We start from the raw sequence: 21,726 nt of genomic DNA, 5'->3' as shown, positions 1-21,726 counted from the left end.
GTTTCCCCTTTTGGAGAGATTTAGAGAGGGTTTCTTAACTTTGTGTTATCCGGGATAAAAACCCGGCATCAGTCATGACAAAAGAAACAGAGATAGTTTGTCCTCCCGGACAACAGGAAGATGAGGCCGTTTTAAAGCAACTGGCGTCAGCAGCCCTGAAAATTCCACTGAAAAATATTTCGGCATTAAAAATCCTAAAGCGTTCTATTGATGCGCGTGGCCGCCGTGTGGTTTATCGCATGCAGGTAAGGGTTTTTATGCAGGAGGCTTATCAGCCCGAAGTTTTTGCCATCAATTACCCCAACGTGCAATTTGGCCGACCGGTAATCATCGTAGGCGCAGGCCCTGCCGGGTTATTCGCCGCTTTGCAATGTATCGAGCAGGGGCTGAAACCGATTGTTATTGAAAGGGGCAAGGATGTAAAACAACGCCGCCGCGATTTGGCCAATATAAATAAACAAGGCCTTGTAAACCCCGAATCAAACTATTGTTTTGGCGAGGGTGGTGCAGGCACTTATTCCGATGGTAAACTATATACCCGCTCAACCAAGCGAGGTGACGTGAACCAGGTATTAAAAATGTTTGTAGCCCATGGCGCAGCAGAAGATATCCTGATTGACGCGCGGCCACATATCGGCACCAATAAATTGCCTCAAATTATCACCGCAATGCGTGAAACCGTGTTGAATGCTGGTGGTGAAATTATGTTTGATACCAAAGTAACCCAATTGCTGGTTGATTTTGGAAAGATTAAAGGAGTAAAAACCTCGGCTGGTGAAAAGATCACTTCCAATGCCGTGATCCTGGCTACGGGCCACTCGGCAAGGGATGTGTTTGAGATGTTGCACAGTCAAAGTATTTTGATCGAGGCCAAGCCTTTTGCCCTGGGCGTAAGGATTGAGCATCCGCAGGAAATAATTGACCGAGCCCAATATCATTGCGAATACCGTGGGCCGGATCTGCCGCCTTCATACTATAGCCTGGTTGAGCAGGTTGATGATCGTGGTGTGTTCTCTTTTTGTATGTGCCCCGGCGGTATCATAGCGCCGTGCTCAACCGAAGCTGGCGAAATTGTGGTGAACGGATGGAGTCCTTCAAAACGAAACAATCCTTTCGCCAATTCAGGTACCGTAGTACAAATTAACCTGGAAGATGTTGCCGGCGACGATAACGATCCGTTTAAAATGCTCAACTTTCAGAAACAGGTAGAGCAGGCTGCTTTTGCAGCTGGCGGCGGTAACCTGGTTGCCCCCGGTCAGCGCATGGTTGATTTTGTGCAAAACCGTTTATCAACCGATTTACCGGTTAACTCATATCTGCCGGGGACTAAGAGTGTGGAGCTCAAGGAGGTTTTGCCGGACTGGATCAACGAGCGTTTGCGGAAGGCTCTACCTGTGTTCGGTAAAAAAATGAAAGGCTATTATACCAACGAGGCAATTTTGGTAGGCGTTGAATCGCGTACGTCATCGCCTGTAAAAATACCGCGCGACAGGGAAACATTGCAGCATCCGCAGGTTACCGGGCTTTTTCCATGTGGTGAGGGCGCGGGTTATGCCGGTGGTATAATTTCTGCTGCAATTGATGGTATTAACTGTGCAAATGCTGCTTTAAAAATATTATCATGACAACATCTCAAAAATTAGCCGCCGAGCTTGAAAATGTACTGTCGGGCAACCCATGGTATGGCCCGTCTGTTTACAGTATTGTTGATAGCATCAGTTTTGAAGCCGCTTATGAAAAGCCTGCGGGCTCGGTACATAATATTGCCGCTATTATTTTGCACATGACCGGTTGGACCGAGGAGGTAATGGATCGCATGAACGGCATGGATGCTCAAATGCCCGTGCGTGGTGATTGGCCTGAGCCCGGCCTGCCCGAAGAACAAAAGTGGAAATGGATTGTTGAAGATTTAAAGCTGGTGAATGTAAACCTGGCAGGCTTTATTCAGAATTTTCCGGAGGAGAGGTGGAGTGAACCTGTTGCCGGTAAGTCGGGAGCTGACGAAATGGGCGAAACTTACGAGTATCAGGTGGCGGGTTTGATACAGCATCATATTTATCATTCCGCGCAAATTGCTTTATTAAACAGGATGATCAATGGCTGATAAGAAAACATTAATATTAGGGGCCACACCCGATACCAGCAGGTATGCCAATTTTGCGGCTACCCGTTTGGTTGAACGGGGGCATACCATTGTTAACGTCGGCATAAAAACGGGAGAGGTAGCAGGTGTGCCTATTGAAAGGCCTGAAACTATACATCATGATATTGATACCATAACGCTGTATGTTGGCCCGCAAAATCAGCCGCCGCTCTATGACTACATCCTGAACACCAATCCCAAACGAATAATATTTAACCCCGGTACCGAAAATACCGAACTGCGGCGCAAAGCCAACGAAAAGGGCATCGAAACAGCTTACGCCTGTACGCTGGTAATGCTATCGATAGGAGAGTATTAGTAAAACGAGTTGTTATTGTGATGAATGGAGCAATGTAGTGAATCTACTAATCGCTTTATGATATCTTATCCCAGCTTAGCCCTGCGCTTTTTACTTCAAAAGCGTGGTGCAATATTTGGTTTTCGGGATGTGCCAGTTGTGGGTCTTTCTCAAATATGGTTTCAACACATTTGCGTACTTTAAAAAGTAGTTCCTGATCGGTGGCCAGGTTGGCCAGCTTTAAATCAACTACGCCACTTTGCTGGGTGCCTTCAATATTGCCGGGGCCACGCAATTGCAGGTCTATCTCTGAAATCTCGAAACCGTTGTTGGTTTTTACCATCGTATCCAACCTGATCTTGCCATCGTTACTCAGTTTGTGACTGCTCATTAAAATGCAATAGGATTGCTCTGCACCACGCCCAACCCTGCCTCTTAACTGGTGTAGCTGTGATAGGCCAAAACGTTCGGCATTTTCAATGATCATCACTGAGGCATTAGGCACATTCACGCCTACCTCAATAACGGTGGTGGCCACCATGATCTGCGTTTCGTGCTTAATAAAACGCTGCATTTCAAAATCTTTATCGGCAGGCTTCATTTTGCCGTGAACAATACTCAATCGGTAGTTGGGCAATGGGAACTCGCGCGACATGGCCTCGATACCATCTTCCAAATTCTTCAGGTCGAGTTTTTCACTCTCCTGTATCAGCGGATATACTACGTAGATCTGCCTGCCCAATGCTATCTCCTGTTTCATAAAACCAAACATGCGCAGTCGCTGGTTTTCAAAAAAATGGACGGTTTTAATTGGCTTACGCCCGGCAGGTAACTGGTCAATTACCGAAACATCCAGATCGCCATACAATGTCATGGCCAGCGTGCGCGGGATAGGAGTGGCCGTCATTACCAGGATGTGTGGGGGGATGATATTTTTACGCCAAAGCTTTGAGCGCTGTTCAACGCCAAAACGGTGCTGCTCATCAATTACCACAAAGCCAAGGTTTTTAAACTGCACCTTATCCTCAATAAGCGCATGCGTGCCAACAAGTATTTTCAGATCGCCGTCTTCAAGTTTTTGATGCAGTACTTTACGGTCTTTCTGTTTGGTAGAACCGGTTAACAATGCAACTTCAATAAAATCGTCGCCCACCAAACTTTTAATGGTTTGATAGTGTTGAGTGGCCAGGATCTCGGTAGGCGCCATGATACAGGTTTGAAAACCATTATCAATAGCAATAAGCATGCTCATCAATGCTACTACGGTTTTACCGCTGCCTACGTCTCCTTGTAAAAGGCGGTTCATTTGTATACCGCGCTGGGTATCCTGTCGTATCTCTTTCAATACCCGTTTTTGCGGATCAGTCAGCGTAAAAGGTAGTTTGTTGTGGTAAAACTCATTAAAATAATGCCCAACCTTATCAAACACATTTCCCTTAAACTTTTGGGTATGCAACAGCTTATTCTTAAGTAATTTGAGCTGAAGGAAAAACAACTCTTCAAACTTCAAACGGATCAAGGCTTCGTTAAGCAAAGTAGCATCACCCGGAAAATGGATGTTACGGTAAGCATCGGCCCGGTCGAGCAGTTTAAACTGGTTGATAATATATGAAGGCAGGTTCTCCCGAATGTCCTTAGCGTGCTGGTCAAGCAATGAGGCGGTTAACTTCTGGATCCCTTTGGTATCCAGCGAAAATTGCTTGAGCTTTTCTGTTGAATTGTATACAGGTTGTAAAGAAAGATTACCTTGTTTCTGGGCTCCCGGCACATATAATTCCATTTCGGGATGCGCCATTTGGGGCATCATATTAAAAAAGCCTGGCTTGCCAAACAGTATATAAACCTTGCCGGGGATGATGGTTTTCTCAATCCAGTTAATGCCCTTAAACCATACAAGTTCTATAATACCGGTATCGTCTTTAGCCTTTACTACCAGGCGGCGGCTTTGTTTTTCGCCTACAACTTCTTTACTCACTATCCGGGCCAGTACCTGCACGTAAGGTAACTCCTCCCTGATTTCCCTTACCTTATAAAACCGGGTGCGGTCAATATACCTGAACGGGAAATGCCGCAGCAAGTCTTCAAACGTGTGCAGCTCAAGTTCCTTTTTCAAAACTTCGGCCCTTGACTGGCCTACACCTTTTAAATAAACAAGTGGCGTTTGAAAAGGATTCATTGATTGGTAGTTGTCTGAATCAGAATTTACAGAATATTGTCTGAACTCGAATTAAATGAATTAAGAGAATTTATTGAATTTGCTGAGCATGCTGCTCATTCAATAAATTCTCTTAATTCCGATTCAGCCAATATCCGAAATCGAAACCCCGAATTCTGAAATCAAAATATTATTTAACCGCGATAACCGAGATCTCAACATTTACCCCTTTAGGTAAAGCAGATACCTGGATAGTTTCGCGGGCTGGGAAATCGGTAGTAAAATAGGTGCCGTATACTTCATTAACCTGTACAAAGTTTTGCAGATCGGTTAAGAAGATACTGGTTTTTACAATGTTATCGAAGCCTAAACCTGCTTCGGTTAAAATAGCTTTAATGTTTTCCATTACCTGTGTTGCTTCTGCCTTGATGTCACTGCTGATAAGCTCACCGCTCAAAGGATCGATAGGGATCTGGCCCGAAACAAATAAAAAACCACCAGCTAAAGTAGCCTGGCTATATGGCCCGATAGGGGCAGGTGCATTGTTGGTATTGATGATTGTTTTCATTTTTTAAGTATAAATACCTGTACCAGTTTCCAGATGATCCCGGCCAGGAACATAATAATAGCCAGTGCATTTATAAAATGCATCACCCGCAAATTGAAATTGTCGGGACGGTTTGGATCTTTTTTCCTGAAGAAATACATTACACAAACTTACGCAAAATTTTGCCGCTGTAAACCTATACCTATTATATAAGGTATAACTATTGAGCACAAAACCGCATAAAACAAAGAAGGCTCCGGGTTATCCGGAGCCTTCGCAAATAATATTTTAATTAGATATTATTTCTTTTTGAATTGAACACGACGGTTAAGTACGCGACCTTCTTCAGTTGAGTTGTCAGCAATTGGGTTAGTTTCACCGTAACCTTTTACTTTCACTTTCTTAGCATCAACACCAGAGTTAACTAAGTAAGTTTTTACTGAGTTAGCACGGTCTTTAGATAATGATAAGTTGTGAGCAGCAGTACCTTCAGATGAAGCGAAACCATCAACTTCAACAGCAGCACCAGATGAACGTAAGTCAGCAGAAGTAGCATCTAACACTGGGTAAGATGAAGTACGTAATACTGAGCTATCAAATTCAAACTGGATGTTTGAGTAAGCAGTAGCAACTGGAGCAGCAACAGTATCTTTAGGGAATACGATAACGCAACCAGAACCATCAACTACGCTACCTGCAGCAGTACCTGGGCATTTGTCAAACTGATCAGCAACACCGTCACCGTCAGAATCTTTTTTCAGGTCATTAACAGCAGTTTCAACGTTAGCAACACGGCCTTTTAACGCTTCAACTTCCTGACGTAAAGCTGCATCATACAGTTCGTCATACATCATAGCTACTGGGTTAACCCACTCTAATACTGGTTTTGATTTTGAACCTAAAGTGAAGTCTAAACCAGCGTAAGCGTAAGAGTAGTGGTCTTTAGTAGGGTAAGCCCTTTTGAAACCATCTAAGTTGTCACCGTCAACATAGTTTTGAGTATAACCCAAATCTAAAGCAACAACATCACTTAAGCGGAATTTAACACCTGCACCTACAGGGATAACTAATTCTTTCACGTAGTGAGTTCCATCGGTACCGTTGTTTTTAAAGTGACCAGTGAAAGTAGAAGTACCGTCATTACGAGTGATTGTTGGATCATAGAAAGCTAAACCACCACCTGCTTTGAAGTAGAAGTTAACAGCGTTTTTACGACGGATGAAATCGATAGTAGCAACGTTAACAACCGCGCTTAAGCTTGCTTGCCAAAATTTGGTATCGTAGCTAACATAAGTATCACGGTAAGTACCAGCAGCTGAAACTGGGTTTTCACCTTTAATTTTACCACCGTTCAGGTCTAATTGCAAAGCAAATGAATGTGCCAATTGCTCTTTGAATGAGATACCGTAACCAAGGCTGATTTTTTTGTTTTGGAAATCGGTTGAACCACCGGTTGCCAGTGACTGTGAAGTTGCGCCACCGTTTATACCGATGCTAAATTTCCTGTACTGACCCAAACCACCAAATACCTTGGCTGTTGTGGTTTCAGATGACGTTGTAGTTGCCGTTGTTTTGGTTGAATCGGACTGGGCGTTAGCCAAACCCGCAACCATCAAAGAAGCAAAAGACAATGCGACTGTTTTCTTTAATGTAGAATAATTCATAGTTTTTAAGATTAAACGATTTTAATTGTGATTTTTTTCAAATTTAGTAATTATGTTTGAATCCATGACCAAACATTGTTCCAAAAATTGTAATAGTTACACAAATAACTAAAAAAAAATGATTTAATAAAATATTCAACCGATAAATATGAAATATCTGCCGATAAAGAATAGCTTATTTACGAATAATAGAAAAAATTTCGTTTCGCGAACAAAACCCAACTCCATCGCTATTTTTCATGCCAATGACGAATTTCCGCGTAGTGGCGATCAGGCATTTATGTTCAAACAAAACCCTGACTTTTTTTACCTGACAGGCATAGATCAGGAACAGAGTATCCTGGTTTTATATCCGGATTGTCCTAATAAAGCATACAGGGAAGTACTTTTTTTAAGACAAACCAACGAACATATTGCCATTTGGGAAGGCCACAAGTACACCAAAGAAGAAGCACGTGAGGCATCAGGGATTGAGAACATTTTTTGGCTGCAGGAGTATGATACAATACTGCATAGCATTATTAACTATGCCGAAAATATATACATTAATACTAACGAAAATGACCGGTATGCGCATACTGTGCCTTATCGTGATTACCGTATGTATGAAGCGCTTAAATTAAAGTATCCTCTTCATAATTACACTCGTTCTGCACCAATTTTACGCGATCTGAGAGTTATCAAATCCGACATTGAAATTGAGCTCACTCAAAAGGCCTGCAACATCACCCGTGATGCTTTTGTTCGTGTTTTAAAATACACTAAACCTAGTGTAACTGAATATGAAATAGAGGCGGAGATCATTCACGAATTTATCCGCCAGCGTGCTACTGGCCACGCCTATAACCCTATTATTGCATCAGGGCCAAATGCCATTGTATTGCACTACAACGATAATAATCAGGTATGTAAGGATGGTGATGTGATATTGCTTGACTTTGGTGCAGAGTATGCTAATTACAACGCCGATATGACCCGTTCAATACCGGTTAACGGTCGTTTTACCCCACGCCAGCGCCAGGTTTACAATGCAGTTTTAAATGTAATGCGTGAGGCTACAAAGCTTATTGTGGCAGGCACAGTATGGAACGACTACCAGGATGAGGTTGGTAAAATCATGACCAGCGAACTCATTGGCCTCGGTTTACTTGACCGCCATGATGTTGAAAAGCAGGACAAAACCGCACCCTTGTATAAAAAGTATTTTATGCATGGCACATCACACCATCTGGGGCTTGATGTGCATGATTACGCAAGCAGATATAAATCTTTTGAAGTTGGAAACATATTAACCTGCGAACCTGGGATTTATATTGCGGAAGAGGGATTAGGCATCCGCCTCGAAAACAATATCCTGATAACTGGCAATGGCAATACCGACTTAATGGGTGACATTCCCGTTGAGGCAGATCATATTGAAGAGATCATGAATAGTTAGTGTTTGTGGTTAATAAAATATAAACAAATCTGCAAAGGATTATCTTTTGTTTACATTAAACTAAACAAATACTATACAATAGGTATCCACAAAACTATACAGATTAAAGCTTATTTCATCTAAAGCTTCAGCCATATCGGGCTGAAGCTTTTTTTATGCATATTTCCATTATCCTGTATTCAAGGCTTTGTATGCTTTTTCGGTCAGCCTCTATTTACATCAGTCCTGATTTAATATATCGCGGAATAGATGCCTTAAAAAACAATCGATAAAATTATCAATACATGAGTTAATATATCGTTATTATTGCAGTTTTATACAAATGTAACTGAAGCCGTAATGCAGATTGACCACACTACAATTAAACATGTTTTAATAAGCAGAGTTGATGCTATTGGCGATGTGGTGCTTACCTTGCCAATGGCGGCATATATTAAGGAGCTTTTGCCGGGCAGCACCGTGTCATTTTTGGGCCGTACCTATACAAAGCCTGTAATAAACAGTTGTACCGCGGTTGATAACTTTATTAATTACGACGACCTTAAAAAGCTGCCGTCTGATGAGCAGATTACCTATTTAAAGGAGAAAAACATTGATGCGGTAATCCACGTTTTTCCAAATAAACACGTAGCCACATTAAGCAGGCGGGCAGGCATTAAATTACGTATAGGAACGACTAATCGCGTTTTTCATTGGTATACTTGTAATAAACTGGTGAAACTGAGCCGTAAAAAATCCAATCTGCATGAAGCCCAGCTTAACCTTATTTTGCTGCAGCCTTTTGGCCTGAAGGAGGTGCAACCGCTTGCTGCAGTAATTGAACATAACGAGTTTAAGAGCAGGACTGTATTACCGCAAGCGCTTAGCAATGTGTTTGATCAAAATAAATTTAACCTGATCGTCCATCCAAAATCACACGGGAGTGGGATGGAATGGGGACTTGAGAATTACGGCAAGCTAATCGCCGGTTTGCCTGCTGATAAGTTTAATATCATCATTACCGGATCGGATAAGGAGAAACAATTACTGGCCGACTGGATAAAAGGCCTTCCTGAAACTGTTACAGACATGACAGGCAAAATGTCGCTTGACGAACTGATTGCCTTTATTGCAAACGCTGATGGACTTTTAGCATCGGGCACGGGCCCTTTACATGTGGCGGCGGCATCTGGTATAAATACACTTGGATTGTTTCCGTCTGTACGGCCAATCCATCCCGAACGCTGGGCCCCGTTGGGTAAAAAAGCAAGCTACCTGGAAAGCCAAACAATTGATCTTAATGGCATAACTACAGATATGGTAAGCGAAAAAATTAATGCGTGGTATAATAATAAATTTATTATTAATGGATAATACCAATATTAATGGAGGAATATCTGTTGTAATACCCAATTATAATGGTATTAAACTATTAAGTAAAAACCTTCATTCCGTATACCAGGCCTTAAAAAACAGCAGGCTCCCTTATGAGGTTATAATAAGCGACGATGCATCTACCGATGAGAGTGTTTCATTTGTCAGAACCAACTACCCGGATGTTATCCTAATCGAAAATCGGGAAAACAGCGGTTTTTCAATCAATATTAACAAAGGTATAGCTTCTGCAAAACTTGAACTGGTGCTGTTGCTTAACAGCGATATTAAACTTGATGAACATTACTTTGATACGCAATTAAAATATTTTGACAACCCCGGCACCTTTGGTGTAATGGGCAAAATCATTGATGAAGGTACCGGCGATGTTGCCGAATCATGCAAGTATCCGTTGCCTTCCTATTTTAAGATCAATCATTTTAAAAACATACCTGTTAATACTGATAGCCCGGTATACTCTTTTTATTTAAGCGGCGCCAACGCATTGGTTAACCGGGAAAAGCTGAACGAGCTTGGCGGCTTTAATGAAATATTTTCGCCGTTTTACCATGAAGATCTTGACCTGTCGTTGAGGGCCTGGGAAAATGGCTGGCAATGTTATTATGAGCATAATGCTGTTTGCTTCCATGCGGTTTCGGCAACTATAAAATCGCACAGTTCAAAAAAGAAGATCAAAACTATCAGCACCCGGAACAGGCTGTTGCTTCATTTTTTTCACCTGAATGGCATACGGCTGCACTTGTGGTCGTTAATTACCTTCCTGTCGCTATCAGTGAAATGGATGGGCGGTAAATTTTATTACTTTAATGCATACCGCCAGTACTTAAAAAAGCTGCCCGCAATGAAAACTTATAAACAGGCATTTAAACAAAAGGCAGTTAATAAAGGCAGGTATGTGCCTTATGATCGGGTTAAAGAAAACATTAGGACAGCTATCGATCAGGTGCTTTCCTCCTGATTACAAATAAATCACCGGTAAAAAATAGCATTACCGTCTATTGTTTCGTTAGATAACGGATGCTAACGTGGTTGGTTGCAATGTCACAAGCTGATGGCTATTCACATTATTTATTAAATACTGTTAGCTTTGTACTTTTAAAATTATTTAATGAAGATTTATTTCAGGCTTTTGTCGTTTGCCCGCCCAATTGGCAAATTCGCATTTCCTTACGCCATTTGTACTATATTCACAGTAATATTCAGCACATTAAACCTTGCTTTGCTCGCGCCACTTCTTTCAACTCTTTTTGACGAAAAATCGCATAATAAAGCACTTGTTAAGCCAGCCCATTGGGTAGACCTGTCGGCAAACTTTGATTATTATGCTGCACTGGCTAACCATACTTACGGACAAACCGGTGCGCTGAAGTTTGTATGTTTAATTATTGTTGCCTCGGTTTTACTAAGCAACATATTCAGGTATCTGTCGCAAAGGATAATGGAAAACCTGCGTATTTATACGTTACTAAACTTGCGCAAAACGGTGTTTAACAATGTGATGGATCTGCATACGGGCTATTTTAGTAACGAACGTAAGGGCGACATCATAGCCAAGATATCTGCCGATGTACAGGTTGTACAGTTTTCGGTTACAGGAACTTTACAGGTAATATTTAAAGAGCCATTGCAACTGATAGCCTACCTGGCAAGCTTATTCTGGATTTCGTATCAACTTACGTTATTCTCCATGCTGGTGATCCCCGTTTCGGCCTTTGTTATATCACGAATAGTTAAAAAATTAAAGGAACAGGCCATAGCTTCACAAAAAACATATAGCAATATGATCAGCTATCTTGATGAGGCATTATCCGGGGTTAAAATAATAAAAGCATTTAATGCAACGGATTTTATCAAGAAACGCTTTAACGATGAAAACGTAAATTATTCACAGATAACTAAAAGTATGGCCAGGCGTCAGCAGCTGGCCTCGCCTGTATCTGAATTTATGGGGGTTTTGATGGTATCCTGTATTGTTTTATATGGAGGTTCTTTAATCATAAGCCATCAAAGCTCACTCACGGCGGCAGGTTTTGTGGGTTACATCGCCTTGTTTTCACAAGTGATGCGCCCTGCTAAGGCCATTTCCGATTCATTTAGTAACATTCACTCGGGCATTGCCGCAGGTGAACGCGTGTTAAGCTTAATTGATGAGAAACCACAAATTGTAGATCAACCTAACGCCATCGAGCTTTCAGCTTTTGAAGATAAGATCAAATTTGAAAATGTATCATTTGCTTATACCATTAAGCCCGATGTAAAAGAGGATGATCAAAATGACAAGCCGCTGGCTTCGATAGAAAAATACGTGTTACATGATTTAAACCTTGAAATACCTAAGGGAAAAACGGTAGCACTGGTTGGCCCGTCGGGCGGAGGTAAATCAACCATGATGGACCTGTTGCCGCGCTTTATCGAACCGCAATCGGGTATTATTTCTATCGACGGTCATGACATCAAGAGTGTTACTGCCAATTCATTAAGGTCATTAATGGGGGTAGTTAACCAGGAGTCGATATTATTTAACGATACCATTTTTAATAATATAGCCTTTGGTAAAACTGGAGTAACGCAGCAGGAGGTTGAAGCCGCCGCGCGGATAGCCAACGCCCATAATTTTATTATGGAAACGCCAAACGGTTACCAAACTAACACAGGTGACCGTGGTACCAAATTATCCGGGGGGCAGCGTCAACGGATCTGTATAGCCCGCGCTGTACTCAACAATCCGCCGATTATGCTACTGGATGAGGCGACTTCGGCACTGGATACCGAATCTGAAAAACTGGTGCAGGAAGCTCTGAATAACCTGATGAAGAACCGCACTTCACTTATTATAGCTCACCGCTTAAGCACAATCCAAAACGCCGATACCATTATCGTACTTGAAAACGGCAGGGTTGTTGAACGCGGTTCGCACCTGGAGCTGTTACAAAACAATGGCCTCTACAAAAAGCTGATAGATATGCAGGCTTTTAACAGCGCGGAGTAGATTGGTAGTTTGCAAGTGAGGTAAGCGCACTTTTTATGGCGGTCAATTTCTTTTATTACAGGTTCGTCCTTTAGCGCTCAAATAATATATTTGTTGAAACTGATCCCGCTATTTATATGAAGAAATTTTCCTTTCTATTTTCTGCCGTGTTACTGTGCGCACAAGTAAAAGCACAGGATTCATTAGCTATCCGCAAAATGTATGACGAGGCACTGGTTAATGGCCAGTGTTATGAAAACCTGCATTACCTGTGTAAAAATATTGGCCAGCGTATAAGTGGTTCGGACAATGCGCAAAAAGCCGTTGACTGGAGTAAAAAACTGATGGATAGCTACGGCTTTGACAAAGTTTACCTGCAGGAAGTAATGGTGCCACACTGGGTACGCGGAGCAAAAGAGGAGGCCGCAATTATTGACGGTAAAACCCGCATCCCGGTTCCAATTGTTGCCTTGGGGATGAGCATTGCTACACCAAAAGCAGGCATCACTGCCAATGTTATAGAAGTTAAAAGTATCAAAGAGCTTGAATCCCTTGGCGAAAATGTGGTAAAGGGAAAAATAGTTTTCTTTAATCGTGCTTTTGATCCTCGTTTTATTGAAACAGGTATGGCCTATGGTACCGCCGGCGATCAGCGCTTTATGGGGCCTGCTGTTGCTGCCAAACTTGGTGCGGCCGGTGTAATAGTACGCTCCCTTACCGAAATTATTGACGATTATCCGCATACCGGCGCTACACTTGCTACCCCGGGCAGTAAAATAATTCCGGCGGCGGCTATCTCAACCAAGGCGGCGAATAAATTGAGCGCTATGCTTAAACTGAGAAAATTCCCTGCGGCAAAATTTTACTTTAAACAAAACTGTGAGCTATTGCCCGATGTGAAATCATACAACGTTATTGGCGAGATAACCGGATCCGAAAATCCGAACAAATTTATCACCGTTGGCGGTCACCTGGATTCATGGGATTTGGCCGAAGGAGCGCATGACGATGGTACTGGTGTAATGCAGTCTGTTGAAGTACTGAGGATTTTTAAAACTGTAGGATACAAACCTAAAAATTCGGTACGCGCTGTGCTTTTCATGAATGAAGAGAACGGCCATAAAGGCGGCTCTAAATATGCCGAACTGGCTGCCCAAAACAAGGAGCAGCATATAGCGGCTATTGAAACCGACGAAGGTGGTTTTACTCCCCGCGGTTTCAGCTTTGCCGATGTATCGAAAGATTTTATCAAAAAGGTGAATGATAACTTTAAATCAATTCTGGAGCCTTATGATGTTGACAAATTGACCATAGGTGGTGCCGGTACCGATATTGAGCCGATGAAGGAAACTTTGCCAGGCGTGGTGCTGATTGGCTTCCGCCCGGATTCGCAACGTTATTTTGACCTGCACCATACCGCCAAAGATGTTTTCGAAAACGTAAACAAGCGCGAGCTTGAACTTGGCGCGGCTGGTATGGCAGCATTAATTTACCTGATTGATCAGCACGGGTTGTAAACACCTGAACCATGATTATTAGGATTAGAGGATGACCATGATGTTGTCTGAACTCGAATTAAACGAATTAAAGAATTTATTGAATCTGATTAGTTTTCTGTTCATTCCTTAATTCCCCCAAATTCAAGTTCAGACGGTCTTCATCTCAAGCTCATCCTTTAATCCTGCTAATCAAGGTTCAAAAAAATATCTACCTTTGCGGCACATCATAAAAAACTATACAAGTGACCGAAGAAGGCGATAGTAAACCCCAGAAAGTAGACTCCTTTGCAGCATTGCGTTATAAAGATTTCAGATCTTACATAGGCATGCGTTTTTGTTTCACCTTTGCATATTCCATGCAGGCCGTAGTCCTCGGCTTTTACATCTACAGCATTACTCATAGTAAAATAGCGCTTGGCTATATTGGCTTGTGCGAGGCTATTCCGGCTATCGGTATTGCTTTGTACGGCGGCTATATTGCCGATAAATCAGAAAAGCGAAAAATGCTTTTGCTGATCTTTAGCGGCGTTTTACTTACATCCCTGGTGATGTTTACTGTTACGCTAAAAAGCATGGGCAATATTATTCATGCAGCCTGGATAGTGCCCATCATGTATAGCATGATATTTTGCAATGGTGTGGCCCGCGCTTTTTATGGCCCGGCTACATTTACCATTTATGCTAACAGTATCCCTAAAGAATTATACCCTAATGGTAGTACCTGGAGTAGCAGCAGCTGGCAGGTGGCATCTATTTTAGGTCCGGCCGCGGGTGGTTTGATATATGGTTATGCTGATAAGATAGTGCCCGGTTTAACAGGTATTACGGCTGTTTTTGGCTGTATTTTGTTTTTGCTGCTGGTATCATTGGTATTGGTTTTCATGCTCAGAAAATATCCTGCACAATATGTTCCTAAAGAAAGTATCTGGAAAAGCCTTTCGGAGGGGATCCATTTTGTGTTTAGTAATAAAATGATGATAGGCGCTATGAGTCTTGACCTGTTTTCGGTATTTTTTGGCGGCGCGGTTGCTTTGTTACCGGTTTTTGCCAACGAGATATTAAAGGTAGGTGCAGAGGGGTTGGGTGTCATGAGGGCCATGTCATCATTGGGTGCGGTACTTACCATGCTGGTCATGACGCGTTTTTCGCCAATGGGTAAGCCGTGGCGTAACCTGCTTATTGCCGTAACCGGTTTCGGCCTGTCAATTTTATGTTTCGGTTTATCAACAAATTTTTACTTGTCGCTGGTATTCATTTTTACCGAAGGTGCTTTTGATAGCATCAGTGTAATCATCCGTGGTACGCTGATGCAGCTTTTAACTCCTGACCATATGCGTGGCAGGGTATCGGCAGTAAACCAGATGTTCATCGGGTCATCAAATGAAATTGGCGCATTTGAATCGGGTACGGCGGCTCAATTACTGGGCACTGTTCCGTCGGTAATTTTTGGCGGCAGTATGACCATGCTTATCGTTGGCATTACTTACCTTAAAACTAAAAAACTGATCCCATTATCCCTGCAGCAGATCCATGCGCCAGGCGAAGAGGGAATCAAGGAAGCGTAAGGGAAAATATTTAACAGGTTGTGATTTCGATAGGGCTGAGGGTGACTGTGCGCCGGGGTGAAGATTCAGACACAGTTTAAAAGAGGTGTCATGCTGAGCTCGTCGAAGCATGGTGGGTAGGCCTCTGCGCGCGAGTCTTCGACAGGCTCAGACTGACAGGCCGATGTTATCAATTTCCATCCAATCCTCATGAATTTTTTATACAGGTAACATTAATTTTAATTTATCTGCTTGTTTTGCTGCATTATAAATTCACATCTTTACGCTGCCGGAAAACGGCATCAACAAACCAATAAACAATCAAACAAACAACTCACCCTTACAAACAATGAAAAAGGTAATATTAGTAACAGGAGCATCTTCTGGTATTGGCTTAGCTTGTGCTAATGCACTGCAGGCGGCCGGCCATACGGTTTACGGTTCATCGCGTAATCTCGACCGTATGAAATCCGTATCATTTAAACCTGTTCAACTTGATGTTACCGACGATGCTTCGGTAAAGGCAGCAATAGATACTATTATTAAGGCAGAGGGTAAAATTGATGTACTGGTGAACAATGCTGGTAACGGCGTAACTGGTCCGGCTTATGCTATGCCTGTTGAAAGCGCCAAGCAACAGTTTGAGGTTAACTTTTTCGGCGTGATCCGTGTTAGTTCTGCGGTATTACCTACGATGATCGAAAAAGGTCAAGGCCTTATCGTAAACATCAGCTCGTTGGCCGGCTTATTCGGTTTGCCTTACCAGGGCATGTACAGCGCTTCAAAATATGCAATTGAAGGTTATTCACAAAGCTTAAGGATGGAACTACGTAACACTGGTGTTAAAGTAACCCTGCTTAACCCGGGCGACTTTAAATCGGACTTTAGCCAGAACCGCGCGAAAGTTAAATTCCCTATCAAAAACGATAAGCTGGAAACCGAATACAACGCTGCAGTTGCTGCCATGGAAAAAGACGAAAGCATTGCCCCAAGTCCGGAGTCGTTAGCCAAAAAGCTGGTTTCGATAGTAGCATCGTCAAGCCCTAAACACCGTTACCTGGTTGGGCAAGTTGGTCAAACCATTGTGCCTACGCTTAAAGCGATATTACCGGGTGGTTTGTTCGAGAAACTGATGAATGATCATTACGGGATAAAGTAAGATATACTTAATTGATATAAAAAATGCCACCCGGTTTGGGTGGCATTTCTTTTACAACCATATGTCATTGCGAGGAGGAACGACGAAGCAATCGCATGCTATACAGAGTGGCTTTACTTCCTTGCGATTGCCACGCTTCGCTCGCAATGACATTTTTTCTGAAAGCCTTACGCCGTCAACTTCTTATACTTGATCCTTTTCGGAGCAACATCACCTAAGCGTTTTTTGCGGTTTTCTTCGTAATCAGAATAGTTACCTTCAAAGAAGTAAACCTGTGAGTTACCTTCAAAGGCCAGGATGTGCGTACAGATACGATCAAGGAACCAGCGGTCGTGGCTGATCACTACGGCGCAGCCGCCAAAGTTTTCCAGGGCCTCTTCCAACGCGCGTAAAGTATTTACGTCGATATCGTTGGTAGGCTCATCCAGCAACAATACGTTTGATCCTTTTTTGAGGGTAATGGACAAGTGAACACGGTTACGCTCACCGCCCGATAGTACACCCACTTTTTTCTGCTGATCGGCACCGTTAAAGTTAAACTTGGATACATAAGCCCTTGAATTTAACGGACGGTTACCTACCATAATGGTTTCCAGGCCGCCGGTTACGTTTTCCCAAACAGATTTGTTAGGGTCAAGGTCGTCGTGCATCTGGTCTACATAACCCAAAGCTACGGTTTCACCAACACGGAAGGTACCAGCATCCGGCTGATCCTGCCCGGTGATTAAACGGAACAGCGTGGTTTTACCGGCACCGTTAGGGCCGATGATGCCAACAATACCGGCCGGAGGCAATGAAAAGCTCAGGTTATCGAACAATAGTTTATCGCCGTATGATTTGCTTACGTTATTGGCTTCAATTACCACGTTACCCAAGCGCGGCCCCGGCGGAATAAACAGCTCCAGTTTTTCTTCGCGTTCTTTGGTTTCTTCGGAAGCCAGTTTTTCGTAATTGCCTAAACGAGCTTTTGATTTGGCATGACGGCCTTTCGGGCCCATGCGTACCCATTCCAGCTCGCGTTCAAGGGTTTTCTGGCGTTTGCTCTCGCTCTTTTCTTCCTGCGCCAAACGTTTGGCTTTCTGATCCAGCCATGAGGAATAATTTCCTTTCCATGGGATACCTTCTCCACGGTCAAGTTCCAGGATCCAGCCTGCAACATTGTCAAGAAAATACCTGTCGTGCGTTACAGCGATAACTGTTCCTTTATATTGTTGTAAATGTTGTTCCAGCCAATCAATAGATTCGGCGTCCAGGTGGTTGGTTGGCTCATCAAGCAATAAAACATCCGGTTCTTTTAATAAAAGGCGGCACAAAGCCACACGACGACGCTCGCCACCCGATAATACCGAAATTTTGGTGTCAGGCTCAGGGCAACGAAGGGCATCCATTGCGCGTTCCAGTTTGCTATCCAGTTCCCATGCATTTACAGCATCAATTTTATCCTGCAATTCGCCCTGGCGGTTCATGAGTTTTTCCATGGCGTCGGCATCTTCGTAATACTCCGGAAGACCGAATTTCTCGTTGATCTCTTCGTACTCTTTCAGTAAGGCGGTGGTTTCGGCAACACCCTCTTCAACTATCTCACGTACAGTTTTTTCAGGATCAAGTTCCGGTTCCTGGCTCAGATAGCCAACGGTGTAGCCCGGAGAAAAAACAACTTCGCCTATATTGGTTTTATCAATGCCTGCAATAATTTTAAGCAATGACGATTTACCAGAACCATTTAAGCCGATAACGCCAATTTTTGCGCCGTAAAAAAACGACAGGTATATGTTTTTTAATACTGTTTTTTGCGGGGGATAAACTTTGCTAACCCCGGCCATTGAAAAAATTATCTTTTCGTCTGCCATTATAATTGATCAATAAATAGAAATTCAAATATGGATAAAATAGATGAAACGGCAGTCGCAGATTAATGTTTAGGAGTAGTAATTTTAGGCTGATTTTTGAGTTATAATGTTAATTTAAATTTAATTGAACCTTAAACGAAGTTACACAACCCTCGCCGGGCATTCACCGTATATAGTATATATGACGATAATTACAAGGCTAATGCCTAATTGTCATGTTTATGACGAAATGCCGTAATTGGTGGAAATGTTATTAAATATTTGAAATTTGTTTAAACTTTTTTAGGATATTTATATCAAACAGGTAAGTTTCGTTCGTATATTGTAAAAAAAACACTTAGCAGTGGGCTTTTGAGGTAAAAACTGTTGATTGGCACTAATCTTTGATACATTGCGTATCATAACAATGTCTGTTTCTGCAAAGCTTTAAATGTTGGCAATATTGTTGATGAAAGTAAAACAGGCGTCGTAATTTATAAAGACATAATTTATACATTAGGGCGTTCAATAATTAGAAAGGTATATATGGAAGCTAAATTTTCGCCGAGGGTAAAAGATGTTATTCAATATAGCAGGGAAGAGGCATTACGTCTTGGGCATGACTATATAGGTACTGAACATCTTTTGCTGGGGCTTATCCGCGATGGGGATGGTGTAGCAATTAAATTGCTGAAAGGATTGAACGTTGATACCGCAAAACTTCGCCGCGCCGTTGAGGATGCAGTAAAGGGAACTATTGGAACAAACGTACATATCGGCAGCATCCCGTTAACAAAACAGGCCGAGAAAGTATTGAAGATAACTTATCTGGAAGCCAAAATATTTAAAAGCGATGTGATTGGTACAGAGCACCTGCTGCTGTCTATTCTTCGCGATGAAGACAACATTGCCTCTCAAATACTTGTACAGTTCAACGTGAACTACGAAGTATTTAAAGGCGAAGTTGAATCACATAAAAACGATGTTACTGACGAAATGCCGGGATCACCTACAGGTGGCGACGATGACTTTAAGGAAGAAGAGTCATTTAGTCAGCCTAAAAAAGTATCTGACATTAAATCAAAAACGCCGGTGCTTGACAACTTTGGCCGCGATTTAACCCGTGCCGCCGAAGATGGCAAGTTGGATCCAATTGTTGGTCGTGAAAAAGAGATCGAAAGGGTATCACAAATTCTATCGCGCCGTAAAAAGAACAACCCTATATTAATAGGTGAGCCGGGTGTAGGTAAATCGGCCATTGCCGAAGGTCTTGCATTGCGCATTGTTCAGCGCAAAGTATCACGTGTATTGTTCAATAAGCGTGTAGTTACACTTGATTTAGCCTCATTGGTTGCAGGTACCAAATACCGTGGCCAGTTTGAAGAGCGTATGAAGGCGGTAATGAACGAACTGGAAAAATCACCTGATGTAATTTTATTTATTGACGAGATCCATACTATAGTAGGTGCTGGTGGTGCTTCAGGTTCGCTTGACGCGTCAAATATGTTTAAACCAGCTTTGGCGAGGGGAGAGATACAATGCATTGGCGCAACCACTTTAGATGAATATCGCCAGTACATTGAAAAAGATGGCGCTTTGGACCGTCGTTTCCAAAAAGTAATGGTTGAGCCGGCTACACCGACTGAAACTATTGAGATACTGAACCGCATTAAGGATAAATATGAAGAGCACCACGGTGTTACTTATACTCCTGAAGCAATCAACGCTTGCGTTAACTTAACTACCCGGTACATCACCGACAGGTTTTTGCCAGATAAAGCTATTGATGCGCTTGACGAAGCAGGTTCACGTGTTCACTTAACCAACATCCACGTGCCTCAAAACATCCTGGATATTGAGCAAAAGATTGAGCAGATCAAGATTGAGAAAAACAAAGTTGTTCGCAGCCAGAAATATGAAGAAGCTGCACAACTGCGCGATACTGAGAAAAACCTTTTAGTTGAGCTTGACCAGGCAAAAGCTGTTTGGGAAGCCGAAACAAAATCTAAACGTTACACCGTAACCGAAGATAATGTTGCCGAAGTGGTTTCAATGATGACCGGTATCCCGGTACAACGTGTTGGTCAGGCCGACAGCCAAAAACTGTTGCATATGAGCGATACTGTTGCCAGCAAGATCATTGGTCAGGATGAAGCTATCAAAAAACTGACCCGTGCTATACAACGTACACGTGCAGGTTTGAAAGATCCTAAAAAGCCAATTGGTTCATTCATATTCTTAGGTCCTACAGGTGTTGGTAAAACCGAGCTTGCCAAAGAGCTTGCCCGCTTTATGTTTGATACTGAAGATGCGCTGATCCAGATTGACATGAGCGAGTACATGGAGAAATTCGCGGTATCTCGTTTAGTAGGTGCGCCTCCGGGCTACGTAGGTTATGAAGAAGGTGGTCAGTTAACCGAAAAAGTACGTCGTAAACCATATGCGGTAGTTTTATTGGATGAGATCGAAAAAGCTCACCCTGATGTATTCAATATCCTGTTACAGGTATTGGATGAAGGTCAGCTTACCGATTCATTGGGCCGTAAGGTTGATTTCAGGAATACTATCATTATCATGACATCAAACATTGGTGCCCGTCAGTTGAAAGACTTTGGTCAGGGTGTAGGTTTCAGTACCAACGCTAAAACTTTACAGGCCGAAAGCCACTCACGCGGTGTTATCGAGAATGCTTTGAAACGTGCTTTTGCACCTGAATTCCTGAACCGTATTGATGATGTTATCGTATTTAACTCATTAGGTAAAGAAGAGATCTTCAAGATCATCGATATCGAGCTTGCTTACCTGTTTAGCCGTGTAAATGGCTTAGGTTTCAAAATTGAGCTTACCGAAGCAGCTAAAGATTTCATTGCCGATAAAGGTTACGATTCGCAATTTGGTGCAAGGCCACTTAAACGCGCCATCCAGAAATACCTGGAAGATCCAATTGCCGAAGAGATCCTTAAAGGTGAATTAGCCGAAGGTGATGTAATGGTAGTTGATTTTGATACCGAAACCAAGGAAATCAAAATCTCCGACAGGAAAGGCGAAAGCAAAAAGCCAGAACAGGAAGAACAAAAGTAATTTTGTAATCCTATAAATAATATCAAA

15 protein-coding genes and 1 pseudogene are annotated in these 21,726 nt (G+C 42.6%); 11 read left to right on the top strand and 5 right to left on the bottom strand.

Annotated features, from left to right (window positions below):
• Window positions 1-74: 74 nt before the first annotated feature.
• Genes EAH55_RS23030 through EAH55_RS23020 form a run of 3 tightly spaced genes read left to right on the top strand, consistent with a single transcriptional unit; the run spans window position 75 to window position 2,462 of the window.
• Window positions 75-1,625, top strand: coding sequence for an NAD(P)/FAD-dependent oxidoreductase (locus EAH55_RS23030; protein ID WP_121811700.1), 1,551 nt, complete (start codon window positions 75-77; stop codon window positions 1,623-1,625).
• Window positions 1,622-2,104, top strand: a complete 483-nt coding sequence (locus tag EAH55_RS23025) for a DinB family protein (RefSeq protein ID WP_121811699.1) — start codon at window positions 1,622-1,624, stop codon at window positions 2,102-2,104. The genes EAH55_RS23030 and EAH55_RS23025 overlap by 4 nt, the downstream gene beginning before the upstream one ends.
• On the top strand, window positions 2,097-2,462 hold the full coding sequence (locus tag EAH55_RS23020) for a CoA-binding protein (RefSeq protein WP_112573306.1): 366 nt from the start codon (window positions 2,097-2,099) through the stop codon (window positions 2,460-2,462). Before EAH55_RS23025 ends, EAH55_RS23020 begins: the two co-directional genes overlap by 8 nt.
• 55 nt (window positions 2,463-2,517) lie before the next feature.
• On the opposite strand, the pseudogene recG reads toward EAH55_RS23020, so the two are convergent.
• The 4 genes and pseudogenes from recG to EAH55_RS23005 form a co-directional block, all read right to left on the bottom strand.
• A pseudogene (recG, locus tag EAH55_RS23015) lies at window positions 2,518-4,626 on the bottom strand (ATP-dependent DNA helicase RecG); the annotation flags it as partial.
• A 160-nt stretch (window positions 4,627-4,786) separates the two neighbouring features.
• On the bottom strand, window positions 4,787-5,164 hold the full coding sequence (locus EAH55_RS23010) for a RidA family protein (protein WP_112652792.1): 378 nt from the start codon (window positions 5,162-5,164) through the stop codon (window positions 4,787-4,789).
• Entirely contained in the window at window positions 5,161-5,304 is a 144-nt protein-coding gene (locus EAH55_RS31035; protein WP_162997005.1) for a DUF6728 family protein, read from the bottom strand. Before EAH55_RS31035 ends, EAH55_RS23010 begins: the two co-directional genes overlap by 4 nt.
• 138 nt (window positions 5,305-5,442) lie before the next feature.
• Entirely contained in the window at window positions 5,443-6,807 is a 1,365-nt protein-coding gene (locus EAH55_RS23005) for an OmpA family protein (protein WP_114939158.1), read from the bottom strand.
• A 148-nt stretch (window positions 6,808-6,955) separates the two neighbouring features.
• On the opposite strand from EAH55_RS23005, the gene EAH55_RS23000 reads away from it, so the two are divergent.
• The 7 genes from EAH55_RS23000 to EAH55_RS22970 all read left to right on the top strand — a co-directional run bounded on the left by EAH55_RS23000 (window position 6,956) and on the right by EAH55_RS22970 (window position 16,789).
• The gene (locus EAH55_RS23000) at window positions 6,956-8,245 is read left to right on the top strand and encodes an aminopeptidase P N-terminal domain-containing protein (RefSeq protein WP_121811697.1); all 1,290 of its coding nucleotides are present in this window, start codon (window positions 6,956-6,958) and stop codon (window positions 8,243-8,245) included.
• A gap of 339 nt (window positions 8,246-8,584) precedes the next feature.
• Window positions 8,585-9,598 carry a glycosyltransferase family 9 protein gene (locus EAH55_RS22995; protein WP_121811696.1) on the top strand — a complete coding sequence of 338 codons (1,014 nt, stop codon included), beginning with the start codon at window positions 8,585-8,587 and terminating at the stop codon, window positions 9,596-9,598.
• Entirely contained in the window at window positions 9,591-10,577 is a 987-nt protein-coding gene (locus EAH55_RS22990) for a glycosyltransferase family 2 protein (RefSeq protein ID WP_162997004.1), read from the top strand. Before EAH55_RS22995 ends, EAH55_RS22990 begins: the two co-directional genes overlap by 8 nt.
• Before the next feature lie 150 nt (window positions 10,578-10,727).
• Entirely contained in the window at window positions 10,728-12,608 is a 1,881-nt protein-coding gene (locus tag EAH55_RS22985) for an ABC transporter ATP-binding protein (protein WP_114939154.1), read from the top strand.
• Between the two features lie 116 nt (window positions 12,609-12,724).
• The gene (locus EAH55_RS22980) at window positions 12,725-14,104 is read left to right on the top strand and encodes a M20/M25/M40 family metallo-hydrolase (RefSeq protein WP_121811694.1); all 1,380 of its coding nucleotides are present in this window, start codon (window positions 12,725-12,727) and stop codon (window positions 14,102-14,104) included.
• Window positions 14,105-14,328: 224 nt separating this feature from the next.
• Window positions 14,329-15,651, top strand: coding sequence for an MFS transporter (locus EAH55_RS22975; protein ID WP_244228313.1), 1,323 nt, complete (start codon window positions 14,329-14,331; stop codon window positions 15,649-15,651).
• Between the two features lie 328 nt (window positions 15,652-15,979).
• A complete protein-coding gene (locus EAH55_RS22970) occupies window positions 15,980-16,789 on the top strand; it encodes an SDR family oxidoreductase (protein ID WP_114939152.1) in 810 nt (269 codons plus the stop codon).
• Window positions 16,790-16,956: 167 nt separating this feature from the next.
• Here the strand turns inward: EAH55_RS22970 and ettA are convergent, their stop codons facing one another.
• Window positions 16,957-18,639: an energy-dependent translational throttle protein EttA gene (gene ettA / locus EAH55_RS22965; RefSeq protein ID WP_112573330.1), complete on the bottom strand. Its 1,683-nt coding sequence runs from the start codon at window positions 18,637-18,639 to the stop codon at window positions 16,957-16,959.
• Between the two features lie 525 nt (window positions 18,640-19,164).
• Here ettA and EAH55_RS22960 point away from each other — a divergent pair.
• A complete protein-coding gene (locus EAH55_RS22960; protein WP_112573332.1) occupies window positions 19,165-21,699 on the top strand; it encodes an ATP-dependent Clp protease ATP-binding subunit in 2,535 nt (844 codons plus the stop codon).
• Window positions 21,700-21,726: the final 27 nt, after the last annotated feature.

It is taken from the genome of Mucilaginibacter kameinonensis, from assembly GCF_003675385.1.
GTDB lineage: Bacteria > Bacteroidota > Bacteroidia > Sphingobacteriales > Sphingobacteriaceae > Mucilaginibacter > Mucilaginibacter kameinonensis.
Note: the sequence above shows the minus strand (reverse complement) of the source record. Positions and strands in the feature narration are given on the sequence as shown.